General features: G+C 58.3%; 14 protein-coding genes and 3 pseudogenes. 7 read left to right on the forward strand and 10 right to left on the reverse strand.

The window, feature by feature from the left end; genetic code table 11:
* Positions 1 to 102: 102 nt before the first annotated feature.
* Together BLW71_RS34915 and BLW71_RS34920 are read right to left on the reverse strand one after the other, a co-directional pair.
* A complete protein-coding gene (locus BLW71_RS34915) occupies positions 103 to 525 on the reverse strand; it encodes a VOC family protein (RefSeq protein WP_091807822.1) in 423 nt (140 codons plus the stop codon).
* Between the two features lie 127 nt (positions 526 to 652).
* A complete protein-coding gene (locus BLW71_RS34920) occupies positions 653 to 1,759 on the reverse strand; it encodes a mandelate racemase/muconate lactonizing enzyme family protein (RefSeq protein WP_091807824.1) in 1,107 nt (368 codons plus the stop codon).
* A gap of 472 nt (positions 1,760 to 2,231) precedes the next feature.
* Here BLW71_RS34920 and BLW71_RS42470 point away from each other — a divergent pair, with 472 nt between their 5' ends.
* Both BLW71_RS42470 and BLW71_RS42475 read left to right on the forward strand, forming a co-directional pair.
* Positions 2,232 to 2,621, forward strand: coding sequence for an AEC family transporter (locus BLW71_RS42470; protein ID WP_286162189.1), 390 nt, complete (start codon positions 2,232 to 2,234; stop codon positions 2,619 to 2,621).
* Positions 2,622 to 2,707: 86 nt separating this feature from the next.
* Positions 2,708 to 3,157, forward strand: a complete 450-nt coding sequence (locus tag BLW71_RS42475) for an AEC family transporter (protein ID WP_286162190.1) — start codon at positions 2,708 to 2,710, stop codon at positions 3,155 to 3,157.
* Positions 3,158 to 3,240: 83 nt separating this feature from the next.
* Here the strand turns inward: BLW71_RS42475 and BLW71_RS34930 are convergent, their stop codons facing one another.
* Complete coding sequence (locus tag BLW71_RS34930) at positions 3,241 to 3,696, reverse strand: universal stress protein (RefSeq protein WP_091807826.1); 456 nt, start codon at positions 3,694 to 3,696, stop codon at positions 3,241 to 3,243.
* 754 nt (positions 3,697 to 4,450) lie between these two features.
* On the opposite strand from BLW71_RS34930, the pseudogene BLW71_RS43000 reads away from it, so the two are divergent.
* The 5 genes and pseudogenes from BLW71_RS43000 to BLW71_RS34950 form a co-directional block, all read left to right on the forward strand.
* A pseudogene (locus BLW71_RS43000) lies at positions 4,451 to 4,624 on the forward strand (pyruvate dehydrogenase E1 component-related protein); the annotation flags it as partial.
* Positions 4,625 to 4,678: 54 nt separating this feature from the next.
* Positions 4,679 to 5,805 (forward strand): annotated as a pseudogene (locus BLW71_RS34935) (hypothetical protein); the annotation flags it as partial.
* A gap of 73 nt (positions 5,806 to 5,878) precedes the next feature.
* Positions 5,879 to 7,431 (forward strand): IS3 family transposase gene (locus BLW71_RS34940; RefSeq protein ID WP_286161968.1). Its coding sequence is split into 2 segments (ribosomal slippage): positions 5,879 to 6,341 and positions 6,341 to 7,431, totalling 1,554 coding nucleotides; the frame shifts between segments, so codons are not numbered across the junction.
* A gap of 24 nt (positions 7,432 to 7,455) precedes the next feature.
* Positions 7,456 to 8,134, forward strand: a pseudogene (locus BLW71_RS34945) (transketolase-like TK C-terminal-containing protein); the annotation flags it as partial.
* Positions 8,135 to 8,317: 183 nt separating this feature from the next.
* The gene (locus BLW71_RS34950) at positions 8,318 to 9,415 is read left to right on the forward strand and encodes an NAD(P)H-dependent flavin oxidoreductase (RefSeq protein WP_091807828.1); all 1,098 of its coding nucleotides are present in this window, start codon (positions 8,318 to 8,320) and stop codon (positions 9,413 to 9,415) included.
* Between the two features lie 272 nt (positions 9,416 to 9,687).
* Here the strand turns inward: BLW71_RS34950 and BLW71_RS34955 are convergent, their stop codons facing one another.
* The 7 genes from BLW71_RS34955 to sapR form a co-directional block, all read right to left on the reverse strand.
* On the reverse strand, positions 9,688 to 10,470 hold the full coding sequence (locus tag BLW71_RS34955) for an ABC transporter ATP-binding protein (protein ID WP_091807830.1): 783 nt from the start codon (positions 10,468 to 10,470) through the stop codon (positions 9,688 to 9,690).
* Positions 10,467 to 11,345: an ABC transporter ATP-binding protein gene (locus BLW71_RS34960; RefSeq protein WP_091807832.1), complete on the reverse strand. Its 879-nt coding sequence runs from the start codon at positions 11,343 to 11,345 to the stop codon at positions 10,467 to 10,469. Before BLW71_RS34960 ends, BLW71_RS34955 begins: the two co-directional genes overlap by 4 nt.
* A 1-nt stretch (position 11,346) precedes the next feature.
* The gene (gene nikC / locus BLW71_RS34965; RefSeq protein WP_091807834.1) at positions 11,347 to 12,261 is read right to left on the reverse strand and encodes a nickel transporter permease; all 915 of its coding nucleotides are present in this window, start codon (positions 12,259 to 12,261) and stop codon (positions 11,347 to 11,349) included.
* Positions 12,262 to 12,325: 64 nt separating this feature from the next.
* A complete protein-coding gene (locus BLW71_RS34970) occupies positions 12,326 to 13,396 on the reverse strand; it encodes an ABC transporter permease (RefSeq protein WP_091807836.1) in 1,071 nt (356 codons plus the stop codon).
* Between the two features lie 55 nt (positions 13,397 to 13,451).
* A complete protein-coding gene (locus tag BLW71_RS34975; RefSeq protein ID WP_091807839.1) occupies positions 13,452 to 15,059 on the reverse strand; it encodes an ABC transporter substrate-binding protein in 1,608 nt (535 codons plus the stop codon).
* 62 nt (positions 15,060 to 15,121) lie between these two features.
* Positions 15,122 to 15,685, reverse strand: a complete 564-nt coding sequence (gene ddpX, locus BLW71_RS34980) for a D-alanyl-D-alanine dipeptidase (protein ID WP_091807841.1) — start codon at positions 15,683 to 15,685, stop codon at positions 15,122 to 15,124.
* Positions 15,686 to 15,719: 34 nt separating this feature from the next.
* The gene (gene sapR, locus BLW71_RS34985; protein WP_091807843.1) at positions 15,720 to 16,607 is read right to left on the reverse strand and encodes a sap1 transcriptional regulator SapR; all 888 of its coding nucleotides are present in this window, start codon (positions 16,605 to 16,607) and stop codon (positions 15,720 to 15,722) included.
* Between the last annotated feature and the right edge of the window lie 504 nt (positions 16,608 to 17,111).

Raw genomic sequence — 17,111 nt, forward strand, 5'->3', positions numbered from 1 at the left:
CGATGAGTCATGCTTTTTGATCGCCGAGTTTCACTGAACGTCCGCGCTGCATGCCGGGTCGGCAAGAGGATCGTCCAGCGAGATCCGGCTAATAGCGTGTGCTCAAGCGGCAGGGGTTCGAGGATCGAAGTCAAACTCAATCCGAATCCCGCCGGGTTCAAAAATCATTGCGTGCCGCTTTGGGCCGGCTCCCATGAGTTCGGGTGCAAATTGAACTTCGACGCCGGGCCATTTAGACACCTTCGAGAATACGTCCTCGAGCGCTGTTTCGCTTCCGACGCGCAATGCCAAGTGGTGCAGACCCACGTTTGTTTTGCGGTCGAACTCTACCCGACCCGATTGATTCTGCACTTCCCACAGCGTCAGCATCACCTGCCCGTCAGACACGAATGCAGCTGGATAGCTCGGTCTCTCGCCGATTTGCGTCCATCCCAGACAGTTGATGAAAAAATCGCGAGTGAGATTCAGATTGCGAACGGTCAAGCCGATGTGATCGATCCCAAGCGTAAGTGGTTTCGCCGTCATTCGAGCCTCCGGGTTGTGGTGACGATGTTACCGCAGAAAGGCAACGTGCATCGATTGCGCGCAGGGGCTGCGCTCAGATCGAGATTGATGTAGTTGAGGCGCGGACTCGTAGTGGTAGCTTTGAACCTCACAGGTCGATCGAATAGTCGCGGATGACGTCCATATCCGGCTCCAGCCCAAGTCCGGGTCCCTGAGGCACGGCAATGTGTCCTGCCTTCGGGATAATGGCGTCGCCGTAGAGTTGCGCCATCAGGTCAAAAGAACGCCACTCAATGAGCGACTTTCCACCACCCAGCGCCGCACTCGCATGAACGCTCGCGAGCAGGCCGGGACCGTCGTAGAAGGTATGTACCATCACGGTCGCGTTATGGGCTGCCGCCAGCGGAAACACCTTTTGCAGTTCTGTGATTCCGCCCATCTTCGCCGGACTAGGCTGGATAAAGTCAACCGAATCAGCCTCGAGGAGATGCTGGAAATCCATCAACGTGGAGGCATTCTCCCCAGCGGCCACAGGGATACGCCCTTGCTTTCGCACGATTGCGAGACCCGAATAATTTTCTGGCGGCCACACCGGCTCTTCGAACCAACGCAGATTGAAGGGGCGAAACTTCTCCGCCATGTCTATTGCTTCCCGTACCGACCAGGGACAGTTCACGTCCAGCATTATCTCCACGTCTTGACCTGCCGCCTCTCTGGCTGCTGCCACGGCTTCAACCGTAATCTCGTGCAGCTTCAGGCGTTCGTAGCCAGCATCGATTGAACGCTTTACGTTGTGCGCGACAAGTTCGGGGTCCGAGTATCGAATCAAACTTGCGTAGCATGGCAAGTGTGTCTGAGCACTGCCACCCAGCAGCTTATAGACCGGTTGCCCGATCGACTTTCCTGCAATATCCCAGAGTGCTATATCAATTGCCGACATCGCGTACATCAACGCGCCGCTACGGCCGAATACATGAAGTTTTTTCTGAATCTCAAGCATCGCCAGTTCACGCTGGGACGCGTCACGACCGATATATTCGGGGCCGACGATCTTGTCGACAGCCACTCGCACTGAAGGGATAGCGGTAAACCCAAAGGTTTCTCCCCAGCCAATAATGCCGTCGTCCGTCGTTACCTTCACGACAAGAGAGTCAGTGGCGTTGAGATTTCCGCTTCCCCATGCCGCAGGCTCGGACTTCCCGTCAACCGTATACGGAATACGTAGGGGAAACGTCTCAATCATTTCTATTTTCATTTCAAGTCACCCAGCTGTTCACCGCGGTCACAAGATTTTCTGTCTGATGGAATTCGCAATGGCAAGGCATTGCTCGAGGCCTCGACCACCTCGTGGTGCGGGTAGATGCCGATATGAAGAGATCTTTAGGCTCCTACACCTGTTTGAATTCTAGACAATTGTTGGATCGAATATCTTTTTCACGTTGGAAAGGCAATCTTTCCTGACGAACGAAAATCCTAATTTGACTGATTCATAGGCTATAGGCTGGATTTAATTATCTATTCGAGGAAATTCAGCTTAGCTTCGCGGGAGTAGAAAAATATAGAGTGGATATTTTCCGTTATGCAAAAGTAGGTTTTTCGATCGGCATGCTAGACTGAAAAATGATATGTAAAGCGGAGGATCAATGTTGCGCCGCTACTCAATCATCAATCTGCACATGAAATCGTCGATCAGGTGATGAATGTGCCCACTACAGTAAAGCGAATCCATGTTCGAGCGAATCGTTGGGCCGCTTCTTCCAGTCGCGTTGATTATCGCCTTGGGCTACATCGCGGGAAAGCGTCGGAGGCTCAGTCATGCCGATAGTCTTCTGATAAGCAGACTTATTCTTACGTGGATATTTCCTTCGCTTCTCCTCATCGGAATGGCGACCACTCCTAGGGCACAGATCCTTGACTACCATTTCGTTGCAGCGACGTTTGTAGGGATCATGGGCATGTACCTACTCGTTCTCGCACTGGGTTGGTTGCAACTTCGCAAACTCGACTCAGCAACGATCAAGGCGCTTGTTTGTGCCTACCCCGACGCGGCCTTTATGGGAATCCCGATCCTCCTGAGCATGTTCGGCCCGGAAGCATCTATTCCGTCCTGGTACTGAATATCATCGCAGCGCTGTTGATGCTCCCGTTGACCGCGATGCTTTTGACTCTGACGCAAGGAAGGGTAAGTGGTGGTGCTGCTTTCATGAGCAGCCTGAGACAAATGCTTACCAAGCCGCTCGTGTGGGCTCCTGCCCTTGGCATAGCGCTGTCGCTGTTGGGGATAAAGGTTCCGGCTATTCTGTCATCGGCTCTGGATCTGTTAGGAAAGGCAACGCCAGGCGTGTCGTTGCTATGCCTCGGAGTCATCATGTCAGCTGTGAAGCTCACCATGTCGCGGGAGGTCATCGCCAATCTTGGTCTCAAGCTCATAGCGCAGCCGCTATTGATGTATGGAGCAACCATTTTATTTTCAGTCAAAGGCGAATTCGCTCAGCAGATGATTCTGCTATGTGCGTTGCCCTCGGCTACCATTTCCGCGATGTTTGCAAACGAAGCGGGTGTTTATCGAAGCGAGGCCGCTACGTCCATCCTCGCGGGCACGGTGTCGTCGGTCGTCACGTTCGCGATCTCTATCGCGTTGACTTCGTCGTGAAGATATTTCGCAATCCGGCCGTGTTCTTGAGCTTATCGCTCTGATGCGAGCTCGCCCAAATACCACCAACTCGGCTCATCGGATTAGCTTTCGTCCCGCGTTTCGATTAGTACCGCGCAGCGCGACCGTTCGATGACTTCTCCGGAGGCCGACGGGTGGGCCCATCGGCGTATGCGCGACAAATGGTGATGGCCCATCACGATGACCTCCGCGGTCCGCAACTGAGCTTGTTCGACGATAACGTCGGCGGGATATCCCGCGCAAAGGTGTTGCTCCACCGTTAGATCCCGGTCGGCAAGCTGTTGCGCTGCGGCAGCCAGGACGGATTGTGCGAATGCTGTCTGCGCATGTGCGGGCGGATAGATCAGGCCGTCAGGCGCGACACCGTTTTCGAACCCGGGAGGCAACGCGTAGGATGGATCGACTACGCATAGAAGATGTACGGTTGCCGTACCTGGCGCCGCGACGCGGCTGACCAGGTCGATGACGTGGGTACTCTGGGGCGAGCCGTCCAGCGGAACGATGAGAATATTGAACATGATTGGGGATACCCCTTGAACTTTGGATTGACATGGCGGCTGCTATCGTTGCCAGAAAGCGTGTCGGGCGTTGGCGGGGCGCTCAAATTAGTTCAGCCATTGGTGGAACTCTCGTACGACGCGGAGCCCGTCGCGGCATGCCTTCGGGACAAGCGCTCGAATCTGCCGTTTCCCTTGCATTCACCGCACGCCTTCTAGGTCGTCTCGCTCGAAATGATCACGCTCGCCGTGAAATCAAGGTAGACCGTTCAGCCGCTGAAAACCACTGTGCGAACGGGTGGCGTTGCCTTCAAAAGGGCGTGCCGAAATCATGCGCTTGTATATCCGATTGATTCGATGGTCTGCCTTGCGGATGTCGAGGCGAATTGACGTCCTGCCTCGTACAAACCGGCGGGCGCAAACCGAAGAGTTTCCGAAATTCTTGGGGCAGGCCACCGCTGCTATACGACCGTATGAGCAGCTAACGCTATTGCTGCAGCGACGTATCCGTTAGAAGAGTGGATATGCCTTGCGGCCAAACCTATGCTGCTCTCATCGAGACAGCGATTCAGTAATAACAGGCGAAAGAGAATAACTTGGCGAATGCCAACTCCGCCGCTTCCCCGGCTGGGCCCAACCCATTTCCATGCTCGTCATCAGGTTGATGGTGTGGGCGGTTTTCAATAGCTGGAGACCTAAAGAAGCAACGCTTATCCAATCACGAATATCAACCTTCATTGTCCGTTACAAAGCGTTCCTTAGTGTAGGGGGGAGCATGTCCGCAGTCGTGAATGATGTGTTGACGTACGTTCGTGACCCGCAGAATGATGATGATCCGCAAGAGACTGCCGAATGGCTAGGTGCTCTTGACGGTGTCATCGAACACGTTGGCATGGATCGCGCACATTTTCTCATCCAGCAGCAGATCGAATTCGCTCGGGCGAATGGTGAATATCTACCGTTTTCCGCCAGTACGCCTTATATCAACACCATCCCGACAGGGATGCAAAAGAAGATTCCGGGCGACCAGGCCATCGAGCATACGATTCGCTCATACACTCGCTGGAATGCTATAGCGATGGTGCTTCGAGCGGGAAAAGAGACTAACGTGGGCGGTCACATTGCCTCGTTCGCATCTGCAGCGACCTTGTATGACGTTGGTTTTAATCATTTCTGGCATGCCGCTTCGGATGATCACGGGGGCGACCTGCTTTTCTTTCAGGGTCACTCGTCGCCTGGGATGTATTCGCGCGCCTTTCTTGAGGGCCGTCTGACGGAGTCGCAACTCGAGAATTTCCGGCAGGAAGTGGGCGGTCAAGGGATGCCATCGTATCCGCATCCATGGCTCATGCCAGATTTCTGGCAATTCCCGACTGTGTCGATGGGCCTTGGGCCCATCATGTCGATCTACCAAGCGAGGTTCATGAAGTACATCCTTACATTCGACGAGCACTCGAAGGAGTACAAGTATATGCATGCTCGTCGTCACGACCTGGGTGGCTATCTCCCATCGCGTCGAAGAAAGGCTGAATCTTTACCCACTCCGGCATTGAGTACCTTCGAGGCCCTCTTAAAGGGAAGCGGCGAGGGACGCGGAATGTCCACCACAATGGCGTTCGTGCGTTTCCTCAACATCGTTCTGAAAGATAAGGCACTGGGTAAGCGCGTGGTGCCAATCGTGCCAGACGAGTCACGTACTTTCGGCATGGAAGGTTTATTCCGCCAGATTGGTATCTGGAATCAGGACGGTCAGAAGTATGAGCCTGAAGACTCTGGTCAGTTGATGTTCTATCGTGAATCTGAAACAGGTCAGATTCTGCAGGAAGGAATAAACGAAGCTGGAGGGATGTCAGACTGGATCGCGGCTGCTACGTCGTATTCGACACACGGCGAGATAATGATCCCGTTCTACATCTTTTACTCGATGTTTGGGTTTCAACGCATTGGCGATCTGGCATGGGCGGCCGGTACATGCGCTCACGCGGCTTCCTGCTTGGCGGCACGGCAGGTCGCACGACGCTTAACGGCGAAGGCCTGCAGCACGAAGATGGCCATTCCCTTTTGTGGGCGTCGGGCGTACCCAATTGTGTCAGCTATGACCCGACATTTGGCTACGAGCTCGCGGTCATCCCCCGGCGTCAGACTACTTGTCGTGTTATCTGATTCCTATAGACATGGTCCGGGGGCGGTAAAATCAGGGTGAATGAAAGCCTACTCAGCAGAAAGAAAAGAAGCGCTGGTGCGGCGCATGATGCCGCCGGAAAACGCGCTGGTGTCGGCGCTGGCCAGGGAAACGGGAATTACCGAACAGACGTTGTACACGTGGCGCCGACAGGCGAAAGGACAAGGGTTGGTCGTGCCTGGCGATGGGAAGAATCCCGAAGGATGGTCTTCGGAGGACAAGTTTGCAGTAGTGCTGGAGAGCGCGCCGCTCAATGCAGCGGAGCTGGCCGAGTATTGCCGCCGGAAGGGTCTTTATCCAGAACAGATAGCCGCCTGGCGGGCCGCTTGCCGTTCGGCCAATGCGAATGCCACGGAGCAGGCACGCGAGCAGCGCCAGCAGTCGAAGGACGACAAAAAGCGCATCCAGCAGCTCGAGAAGGAATTGCAGCGCAAGGAGAAGGCGCTGGCGGAAGCGGCTGCGCTGCTGATTCTGAGAAAAAAAGCCCAGGCGATCTGGGGAGACAAAGAGGACGATTGATCAACGTCCCGGATCGCCTGTTATGTGTATCGTTGATACGCGAGGCGGCGCAGTCAGGCTGCCGGCTGGAGCAGGCCTGCAACGAGCTGGGCCTGAGCCTGCGCACGTTCCAGCGCTGGGTGGGTAACGGCGACGCGGTGCTCGCCGATGGCCGCACGATGACCGGGCGGCCGCCGCCGCGAAACAAACTGAGTGAGGCCGAACGGCAGCAGATTCTGGAGGTCGCAAACTGTGCGGAGTTTGCCAGCCTGCCACCCAGCCAGATCGTGCCGAGTCTGGCGGATCGCGGCGTGTATGTCGCGTCGGAATCGAGCTTTTACCGCGTGCTGCGCAGCGCTTCGCAGCAGCACCACCGGGGTCGTGCGCGCAAGCCCTCGGCCCGGGTGGTTACCAGTCATTGTGCGACGGCGCCGAACCAGGTCTGGTCGTGGGACATCACGTGGATGCCGGCGGCGGTCAAGGGCCAGTACTACTACTGGTACATGATGCTGGACGTGTTCAGCCGCAAGATTGTTGCTCACGAAGTGCATGAAGCCGAATCGGCGGAACTGGCCGCGTTGCTGATGCGGCGTGCCAGTCTGGCCGAGGGCCTGGCAGGACGTCCTCTGGTGCTGCACTCGGATAACGGCAGCCCGATGAAGGGTGCGACGATGCTCGCCACCCTGGAAAACCTGGGGGTCGTGGCCTCGTTTAGCCGGCCGCGTGTGAGTAACGACAACCCGTACGCGGAGTCGCTGTTCCGGACCTGCAAGTACCGGCCCGACTACCCACGCAAGCCGTTCGGCAACGTGGATGAGGCACGGGCCTGGACGCAGCAGTTTGTGCGCTGGTACAACCATGAGCACAAACACAGCGGCCTGAAATTCGTCACGCCGGTGCAGCGCCATAACGGCGTGGCGACTGCAGTGCTTGCGCAACGTGAGGCCGTTTATGCACAGGCCAGGCAGCGCAATCCACGGCGTTGGTCCCGATCGACGCGCAACTGGAAATTGAAGGATGAAGTCTGGCTCAATCCGGAGCGCATGCAGCCGGAAGAACTAAAGCAGTCCGCATGAAGTGACGCGACAAGTACGTTGACAACCGCCGTCATCATGCAAGATGGTTTGCGACGAATGATAACGGAGCAGGAAGACGTGTTCTATTACGTCACCGTGATGAACGAAAATTATGAGCATCCGGCCATTCCATCCGGTGACAGCGTCGTAGCCGACATCATCAAGGGGATGTACTCGTTCAGGAAGGCGGAAGCCGACGAGAGCGCGCCGCGCGTACAACTGATAGGTGCAGGCACGATTTTCAATGAAGTGATCGCGGCAGCGGATCTGTTGAAGAATGATTGGGGCGTCGTCGCTGACCTGTGGAGCGCACCAGGCATTACAGAGCTGGCGCGTGAAGGGCGTGAAAGTGCAGCGTTGGAATCTGTTGCATCCGATCGAAGAGCAGAAGGTTTCGCACGTCGAGAAGTTGCTGAAGAACTCCAAAGGGCCTGTTATTGCGTCTACCGACTACATTCGGGCACTGACCGAGCAAATTCGGGCGTTTATCCCACAACGCTTCGTCGTTCTTGGCGCTGACGGTTTCGGCGGTTCCGATACACGAGAGAAACTTCGCCATTTTTTCGAATTGGATCGGTATTGGATCGCTGTTGCGGCCTTGAAGGCGCTTGCCGATGAGAGAGCGATTGAAAGCAAGGTCGTGGCGGACGCTCTGAGGAAGTACCGGCTCGATCCGTGCACGCCCAATCCGATGACCGTCTAAACGTGCGCACAGAGCGCCTGGCGTTCGCGCAATTGAGGTCAAGGCTGGCGACGGTGTTTCCATGGGCGATTGATGAACCTCGATTGCCCCAAGGGGGCGCGCCTTAAGAGTTAGATCCGATCTCTGCGGGTCATGATTTTGTTGTGCGCCTGAGTGCGTACTCTTCTATGAGGGGAAGCGTGGATGTGGAACGCAACAGCTATCTCCCAGCGTTTGAACATTGAATATCCAATTATTCAAGGGCCATTTGGTGGTGGCGGATCATCCGTTGATCTCGTGGCGGCGGTTTCGAACGCCGGCGGCCTTGGTTCTTTCGGCTTGCAAAGCGTAGAAGCCGACGAGATTGGCACAATCGTCGGACATATCCGGAAAGTGACTGAACGTCCTTTCTCAGTCAACCTCTGGGTTTCAACGCCCGGAAGCATTCCGGAACTCGATGATGTAATGGCCGTAAAGGTCCGCGACATCCTTGCGCCGCACTTCGAATATCTTGGACTTGAAGTGCCCGCGCTTGCGGAGAGGCTTATTCCCGATTCTGACCAGCAAATGGAAGCAATGCTCGATGCGTGCCCTCCGGTGGTCAGCTTCGTGTATGGTGTTCCGCCTGAATGGGTGGTGGAGCAATGTCGTTTGCGGGGGATCACCATGATGGGTACTGCGACCACGATCGAGGAGGCGATGGCACTTGAGTCGGCTAACGTTGACTGCATTATCGCTTCATCGTTTGAGGCCGGCGGTCATCGTGGCTCGTTCAGCACGTCTGCAGAAGACTCGCTTTCGGGAGCCATGTCTCTGATCCCGCAGGTTGTGGACAATGTAAAGCTACCAGTTGTCGCCGCCGGCGGAATTGCAGACGCTCGAGGTATCGCAGCAGCGTTCGCGCTCGGTGCCCAAGGTGTCCAGATCGGAACTGCATTCCTGGCTTGTAACGAGTCGAACGCGAGTGACCTGCATCGCGCAGCGTTATTTTCTGCGCATGCGAAAAATACAAAACTGTCGAGGGCAATTACGGGGCGGCTCGCGAGAAACATTCAGAGTGATTTCATCGACGAGATCCATGTTAACGGATTGAATATCCCGCCGTATCCAGTGGAAGCGTGGTTTATCAAACAGCTTCAGGCAGCTGCTTTAGAGCAGAAGCGGTATGAGTACCTGTCATTCTCGGCAGGCCAGACGGCATCACTCATCCGTCACAAAAAGGCGAGCGAATTGATGGCCGATCTGATTCGCGATACCCCGCGTCTTCTCGAAAGAATCTTGCGCGGTTCGGTTGCAGCGTGACGTTTCTCGGTGGTCAGAAGAGGACTGATCCTGGCGGGCATAGGGACCTGGTGCCATGAGTCGTGGGGCCTTGCACAGGTTGAGTGGGACGCGTGTAATGGCTCCGCCTCATGCGCTCGCCTACAACACCGCCGTAGCGGATGAGGCTGGGAGCCGAATCGCCAGGCCGTTAGACGAGCCATTGCACGCACACGGTGCGTCGCACGAAAGCAACTTTGATATACAAGCGCACAAAAAACCTCAGATGCTCCCTTCCTCGTCGCTGCTGACTTTTACAACAGCGTGTCCGCCCCAGCAGCCCGAACCGACTCGCGCCGGTAGCCCGTCGTCGCGAGCAGCAGGCTGCGCGTGTACTCATGCTCGACCTGCTGCGCGCGAATGGCGGCGATGTCGCGCTGCTCGACGATCTCGCCATTACGCATGACCGCGACGCGCGAGCAGAGAAAGCCGACCACCGCGAGGTTGTGGCTCACGAGAATCATGGTCAGATTGCGTTCGCGATGAAGCCGTCGCAGCAAGTTGAGGATTTCGGCTTGCACGGAAACGTCGAGCGCGGATGTCGGTTCATCGAGCAGCAGCACGCGCGGTTCGACAATCAGCGCCCGCGCAATCGCGACGCGCTGCCGCTGTCCTCCCGACAATTGATGCGGATAGCGGAAACGATACGCCGGACCCAAACCGACTTCGCGCAGCGCATCGACAATGCGCTGTTCCTGCCGGTCGATGCCGTTGATGGTCAGCGGCTCGCGCAAGGTCTGATCGACCGTGAAACGCGGATGCAGTGAGCCGTACGGATCCTGAAAGACCATCTGTACGTCGCGTCGAAAGGAACGGTCGATTTTCTCGCCGAGCACGTGTGAGCCGATTTTCATATGGCCGGCGGCGACCGGCGCGAGGCCGGTTAGCGCGCGCAGGATCGTCGACTTGCCGGAGCCCGATTCGCCGACCAGCCCGAACACTTCTCCTTCGCCGACATGAAAGCTCGCCTCGCGAACTGCGTCGAAATCACCGGTTTTGGTCCTGAAGCGGACCGTCAGGGCGTTGACATCGATCATGCTGATTCTCCTGCCGGTTGCGTGAGCCATGCCGCGTCCCGCTTCAGCACGGGCAGTTCATCGGGCGGATTGACGAGCGGTGGATTCGCCGCGAGGAGGGCGCGCGTATAGGGATGCTGGGCGTGGATGAGATCGCGCGCCGCGCAGGTTTCCACCACACGCCCCGCAAACATTACGACGACGCGGTCGCAGAACGACATGACGAGGGGCAGGTCGTGGCTGATAAAAATGAGGCCAGTATCGTGCTTATCGATCATCTCGTCGAGAATTCCGAGTACCTGCATCGAGACGAGCACGTCGAGCGCGCTGGTCGGCTCGTCGGCAATGAGCAGACGCGGTCCGGACGACACCATCATGGCGATCATTACACGCTGCCCCATGCCACCCGACAACTCGTGCGGGTAAGAGTCCGCGACACGCTCCGGATGGCGGATATGCACCGCGGCCAGCGCCTCGATAATCTTCTCGCGCATCTCGCGCCGGCTGAACTTCGGACCGTGCAGTTCGAACGCTTCGCGCATCTGTTGCGCGACCGTCATCACCGGGTTCAGTGAGAATTTCGGATCTTGCAGGATCATGCCCATCTGCTGGCCGCATAGTTGCCGGCGCTTGCGCACCGACATCGCTAGCAGATCCTGACCGTCGAACTTCATCGCCTTCGCATGGCATTGCGCCGCGGTCGGCAGCAGGCCGAGCAGCGCCCGCCCGGTGAGCGATTTGCCCGAACCGGATTCACCGACGATGCCAAGGCGCTCGCCGCGCTGCAGCGTGAGCGAAAGGCCTCGTACTGCTTCGGTCAATTCACCGTCGTGACCGCGAAAGCCGATTCGCAGGTCGTCGATTTCACACAGGGGTTGGGTCGTCGCGGCTGGCATGTCAGCCTCCATGGCGCGGATCGAAGACGTCTCGCAGACCGTCGCCGAGCAGGTTGAAGGCGAGGCTCACCAGCAGAATGGCAAAGCCTGGAATGGTAGCCACCCACCACGAATCGAGCAGCACGTTGCGGCCCGACGCGACCATGAAACCCCATTCAGGGCTCGGCGGTTGCGCGCCGAGGCCGAGGAATCCAAGACCCGCGACAGTGAGAATGATGCCGGCCATATCGAGCGTCGCGCGCACGATCACCGACGACGAGCAGAGCGGCATGATATAGCGCAGGAGGATGCGCATCCGCGAGGCGCCCTGCAAGCGCGCGACGTGAATGAAATCGGCCTGCACGAGCCGGAGCGTTTCCGCTCGCGCGAGGCGTGCATAGGCCGGCCAGGCCGTAATCGAAATGGCGATCACCGCGTTGATCACACCGGGTCCCAGCGCGGCCGCGAAAGCGAGCGCGAGCACGATCTTCGGAAACGCTAGCGCTACGTCGGTGATCCGCATCAGCACGTTGTCGACCCAGCCGCCAAAGAAGCCCGCCGTGGTGCCAATCAGCAGACCCACCGGAACCACGATCACCACAACGAGAATCGCAATCGACAGCGTGAGGCGCGAGCCGTACACAAGACGTGAGAGGATGTCGCGGCCAAGCTGGTCGGTGCCGAACCAGTGAGACGGCGAACCGGGCGGCAGCAGGCGGTCGGAGAGCACTTGTTGCAACGGATCGTGCGGCGCGATCAGCGGCCCGATTGCCGCGATGACGATCAGCAAGGCCAGAATCACCAGCCCGAAGACCGACAGCGGATTGCCCGCGAAGCGCCGCCAGCGCCGGTAAGCGAGGCCGAGCGCGGCCTGCTTGCGCGACGCGGGTGTGTCGCTCAGCAGCCAGTCTTTCCATCGTCGGGGCGCGGCATTCATCGGCCAGTCCTGCGGTTGCGTAGATTGATCGGTTGGGGGAAGCACGAAAGAGACCTCCGGAACATCAGCGGGCGCGCGGATCGAACACGCGATAAAGCGCGTCGGTCAGCAGGTTGAGCGCGATGAACGTGACGCCGATTACGAGCGTGCTGCCGAGCACCGCGTTCATATCGGCGTTCAGCAGGGCGCCGGTCAGATACGATCCGATTCCCGGCCACGCGAAGACGATTTCGGTGAGCACCGAGCCTTCGAGCAGATAGCTGTATGTGAGGGCGATCACGGTCAGCAGCGGCACGGCGATATTGCCGAACGCGTGGCGCCAGATCACCCGGCGCTCGGGCAAGCCTTTCGCGCGTGCCGTGGTGATGTACTCCTGGCTGAGTTGTTCGAGCATGAACGAACGCGTCATGCGGCTCAGATAGGCGACCGAGTAGTAGCCGAGAATGGCAGCAGGCAGCGCGATATGCGAGAACGCATTGAAAAACACGTCCCATTCGCCCGCCATGAGCGAATCGATGAGCAGGCTGCCCGTGTGCGTATCGACCATCCCGTCGAATACCGGATCGACGCGTCCCGGACCCGCTACCCAGTGCAGCTTCGCATAGAACAGCAGCAGGCCCATCAGCCCGAGCCAGAACACCGGAACCGAACTGCCGACGAGGCCGACGAAGCGCGCCACGTGATCGATCCAGCGATTGTGGCGCACGGCGGCGATCACGCCCAGCGGCACACCGATCAGCACGCCGATGATGGTGGACAGCGTCGCGAGTTCGAGCGTCGCGGGAAACACACGCTGGATGTCTTCGATAACAGGGTGCGCGGTTAGCAGCGACATGCCGAAGTTGCCATGCAGCACATCGCGCACATAGATCAGGAACTGCACGGCGAGCGGCTTGTCGAGCCCGAGCTGCAGACGCGCCGTCGCGTAGGCCGTCGCCGACGCGCGATCGCCGAGAATAGCCAGCACCGGATCGATCGGTATTTTGCGGCCGATCACGAACGTGACCGCCAGCAACCCGGTGAAGGTGATCACGAGCGTGATGAGCCAGCGCACGAGGCGCAAGGTCCAGCGCACGCTGGCGCTTTCAGCCGAAAGCGCGCGCATGCGCTCGAAAGTCGTGAGGGGAGTCGACATGATGAGTTCCTGGGTCGAAGGCGAAGCCTGGACAGTATCGCCTTCGCCGCCAACGTTACTGCTTCTTCAGATCACGATACGACACGAGGTCGTTGATCGGACCCACCTCGAGTCCCGTCACACCCGGTCGCGCCGCGACCTGCGAGACCTGCTGGAACATGATCACGAAGGGTGAGTTCGCGAGCACCTGCTTCTGCATGGTCTGGTACAACTCGGCGCGCTTTGCTGTCGACGATTCGGCGAGCGCCGCGTTGGCTTCCTTCGTCAGGCCGGGAATGTCCCACGAGTTGCGCCATGCGAGCATCTTATAGGCCGACTTGTCGGAATTGTCGGGATTCCAGGTAAAGCCCTGGGCATTGCTGTGCGGGTCGATGTAGTCCGCCGACCATTCACCAATGTAGATGTCGTGCGAGCGCGAGCGGTACTTGGCGAGCGTCTGCTTGTTGTCGCCGGGGATGATCTGAACCTTGATGCCGCCCTGGGCGAGATTGGCCTGCACGGCTTCGGCGATTTCGCTGTACGGGTAGCCGTTACGCACGTCCATCGTCACGGAAAAGCCATTCGAGAGGCCAGCCTTTGCCAGCAGCGCCTTGGCCTTCGCGACGTTCTGCTGGTACGGGTTGGTGTTCAGCGCGCCGAGAAAGCCTTCCGGGAGGAACGTTTCGTGCACCTTGTAGGTGGTTTTCGCGACGTTGCTCTGAATGCCGTTGTAGTCGATCAACCACTTCATCGCTTCCTGGACTTCCGGTTTGGCCAGGTTCGGATTCTTGACGTTCAGGCCGAGGTACAGCAACGTGGCTTGCGGCACTGCGCTCACATGCGCCTTGCCGGATTTCGTCAGGGCGACGAGATCGTCCGGACTCAGGTTGCGCGCCACATCGACGTCGCCGTTCTCGATCAGCAGGCGCTGGCTCGATGCTTCCGGCACGTGACGCAACACGATACGCTTCATGGCGAGCGGTACGCGATAGCCGTCGAAGCGCTGCAGGACGATGCTGTCGTTAGCGGTCCATTTGACGAGCTTGTAGGCGCCGGAGCCGGCCTCGTTCGTGCGCAGCCAGTCGTTGCCGAGGTCATTGCCTTTCTGGTGCGTGAGCAGCAACTGCTTGTCCACCACCGATGCGGGCCACGCACCGAGTACGTTCAGCACGAACGTCGGCGCGTATTTCTGGTCCGTCGTCACACTGACGGTTGTATCGTCAACCTTCTTCACGTTGTTGAGCACATTGTCTTTCGTCAGGCCAATGCCTTGCAGCACGGCCGCCGCGCCTTTGTCGAGCAGCACGGTGCGCTGGATCGACCACGCCACGTCGTCGGCGCTCAGCGGATTGCCCGAGTGGAACTTGAGACCTGAACGGATCTTGAACGTGAAGGTCAGGCCGTCGGGGCTCACGGTCCATGATTGCGCGACATCGCCGTTGAACTTCGACGGGTCTTTCAGATCGACCCGCACCAGCCGGTCATACGTATTCGCCACATATTCTTCCGGCACCAGCTCGTAGATTTCGCCTGGATCGAGCGTGGTGAATTCGTCGAGGAACGTCGCCATGACGAACATGTCTTTCGGCGTCGCCGCGGTAGCGGGGCTGACCGCTGCGAACGACAAGGTCAAGGCGGAGGCGATCGCTGCCGCCGTCAAAGCATTGCGCAATACCAGTTTCATTGCCGCTCCATAAGAATGGGGTAGAGCCTGTCAGGGAACAACGGATGGAGAAATCGAGGGCACTACATGAGACGCAGCGGACCGCTTTCGCTGTTGTCGATTACCGGCAGCGCACGGGAGCCAGGCAGCTCGTAATGCCACCATTCGCTCTTGATGTGGGCGAAGCCGGCGGCGTGCATGATGCCGAGCAATAACAGGCGGTTGCGCTGCACGTGCGCGGGCAGGCCGGTATGGAAGTGTTCGGACTCGATCGTCATGGCGTCGAAGCCCGTGCCCATGTCGAGTTCATTGCCGCCGGCATCGAGCAGCGTCAGGTCGATCGCCGTACCGCGGCTATGGTTCGACCCACGGCCAAGCTCTGCGATGTAGGTGGGATCGGGCAGGAAATCCCACAGCACCTGTTGCGCCTGCGGCGGACGGTACGCGTCGAAAATCCGCACGGTCAGGCCGGCGTCGCGGGCAATTTCAACGGCCTTGCGCAAACCGGCTTCGGCGGGTTCGAGCAGCAGGCAGTGAGCTTCCTTGTAGATCGGCTTGCCGGTCAGGTTGCGCTCGGTGGCATAGACGAGGTCGATGTCCACGCCATGCGTGGCGGCGGTGATTTCGATGAGTCGCGGTTTTGTCATGGAGGACGCGGTGGGATGCCAGTTGTGAGAGGGTTCAGAGATCGAACTGGTTGAATTCGCCTTGCAACTCGCGATTGCGTGCGACGCGTTCGTCGATGGCGGACCCCAGTTGCGCGACGATCGCGCTAATCAGCAGGTTGAACAGGCAGGTGAGCGGCGCCAGAGAGTCCCAGAACTGGCCGACATCGGTTTTGACCTGCAACAGGTCGCAGGCGAATTCGCGAGCCCAGGGGCAATAGATGTCGGTGACCAGCGCGAACGGCACGCCACGACGTGTCGCGGCTTCACAGTAGCGGCGCGCGATCATCGAGTAGGCGCGCGTATCGGTAATGACGAGGTACGGTGAGGCAAACTCCGAGTTCAGCGAATCGACGTATGAGCCCGACATGCCGTCGGAGTAGAACACACGCGCACGGATATATTCGAGGTAGCTGTAGAACGCGTTGCTGATGCCGCGCGTCGACTGGATGCCGAGGATATACACGGCGTCCGCATTGGAAATGCGCTCCGCGATACGGGCGAACATGGGCGATTGCGCCAACTGGTACACATGCTGGATCGCGTCGATTTCGAGTTCTAATGAGTGGGCCAGGGCCCCGTTTTCTCCGCTCTCGCCGTTATGCGCCGCGTTGCCGAACTGTCCGGACACACGCCGGTATTCGTCGAGCCGGTCGGTAATCATCCACGGGCGCGCTTGTGCGCCGCGCAGCTCGCGCTTGAGGTCGTCGAGATTGCGATAGCCGACGCTGCGCAGAAACCGGCCCACGGAAATACCGGTTGTGGCCGTCTGCTGCGCAATCTGATCAGCCGTTTCCAGTCCGAGTCGTTCGAGATTCGCCAGCATATAACTGGCAATGCGCTTGGACGTGGGGGTGAGGTCGGCAAAGTGGGCTTCGACGGTTTGTGCGAAAGCGGTCGGCATGTCAGCGCATGGGTTGGTTAGTTGCTTGTCATTTCTTTGATCGGTGACATGTATCTAACAAAGCCAATAAACTCAGCGCCAGCTTAAAAAATCAATTGGATGTGGTTGTCTGATAGTTTTTGACCTGGCGTCCGGTCACGCTTCCGTTCACGCTGCTCCGCAAGCTTCATTTAAGGCTTTCAGTTGATGGCTCTAAAGTTCCGTCCACATTTGCCGTTAGATCAGGCTGGGTCTTCGTATTGCGTTTTTCTCCCTCGTCGGGTTGCAGGTGCGTCTTGGTCCCTGCCAGATTAGAGGCGGCTCAGTTCATTCCTCGGTTTCAAATCCAGACTTCCGGGCCTCACCCGCGCGTCAGAATGGAAACGTCGGCGTGCATTGTCTACAACGACAGCGGTCTTGCCAGAGACTCTATCTGTTGCCGCGAGCGGACCGTTCACTTCCTCCTTCGACATAAGTTTAGTGCGACGGTAATGCAGACACGCTTAAAGGCGAGCGGCCTCCGAA

The sequence above is a fragment of the Burkholderia sp. WP9 genome (genome assembly GCF_900104795.1).
Lineage (GTDB): Bacteria > Pseudomonadota > Gammaproteobacteria > Burkholderiales > Burkholderiaceae > Paraburkholderia.

Bases quoted from the DNA above. Each gene is read 5' to 3' on its own strand.
- BLW71_RS34915 (WP_091807822.1), bottom strand. From the start codon at position 525: ATGACGGCGAAACCACTTACGCTTGGGATCGATCACATCGGCTTGACC.
- BLW71_RS34920 (WP_091807824.1), bottom strand. From the start codon at position 1,759: ATGAAAATAGAAATGATTGAGACGTTTCCCCTACGTATTCCGTATACG.
- BLW71_RS42470 (WP_286162189.1), top strand. From the start codon at position 2,232: ATGTTCGAGCGAATCGTTGGGCCGCTTCTTCCAGTCGCGTTGATTATC.
- BLW71_RS42475 (WP_286162190.1), top strand. From the start codon at position 2,708: ATGAGCAGCCTGAGACAAATGCTTACCAAGCCGCTCGTGTGGGCTCCT.
- BLW71_RS34930 (WP_091807826.1), bottom strand. From the start codon at position 3,696: ATGTTCAATATTCTCATCGTTCCGCTGGACGGCTCGCCCCAGAGTACC.
- BLW71_RS34950 (WP_091807828.1), top strand. From the start codon at position 8,318: ATGTGGAACGCAACAGCTATCTCCCAGCGTTTGAACATTGAATATCCA.
- BLW71_RS34955 (WP_091807830.1), bottom strand. From the start codon at position 10,470: ATGATCGATGTCAACGCCCTGACGGTCCGCTTCAGGACCAAAACCGGT.
- BLW71_RS34960 (WP_091807832.1), bottom strand. From the start codon at position 11,345: ATGCCAGCCGCGACGACCCAACCCCTGTGTGAAATCGACGACCTGCGA.
- nikC (WP_091807834.1), bottom strand. From the start codon at position 12,261: ATGAATGCCGCGCCCCGACGATGGAAAGACTGGCTGCTGAGCGACACA.
- BLW71_RS34970 (WP_091807836.1), bottom strand. From the start codon at position 13,396: ATGTCGACTCCCCTCACGACTTTCGAGCGCATGCGCGCGCTTTCGGCT.
- BLW71_RS34975 (WP_091807839.1), bottom strand. From the start codon at position 15,059: ATGAAACTGGTATTGCGCAATGCTTTGACGGCGGCAGCGATCGCCTCC.
- ddpX (WP_091807841.1), bottom strand. From the start codon at position 15,685: ATGACAAAACCGCGACTCATCGAAATCACCGCCGCCACGCATGGCGTG.
- sapR (WP_091807843.1), bottom strand. From the start codon at position 16,607: ATGCCGACCGCTTTCGCACAAACCGTCGAAGCCCACTTTGCCGACCTC.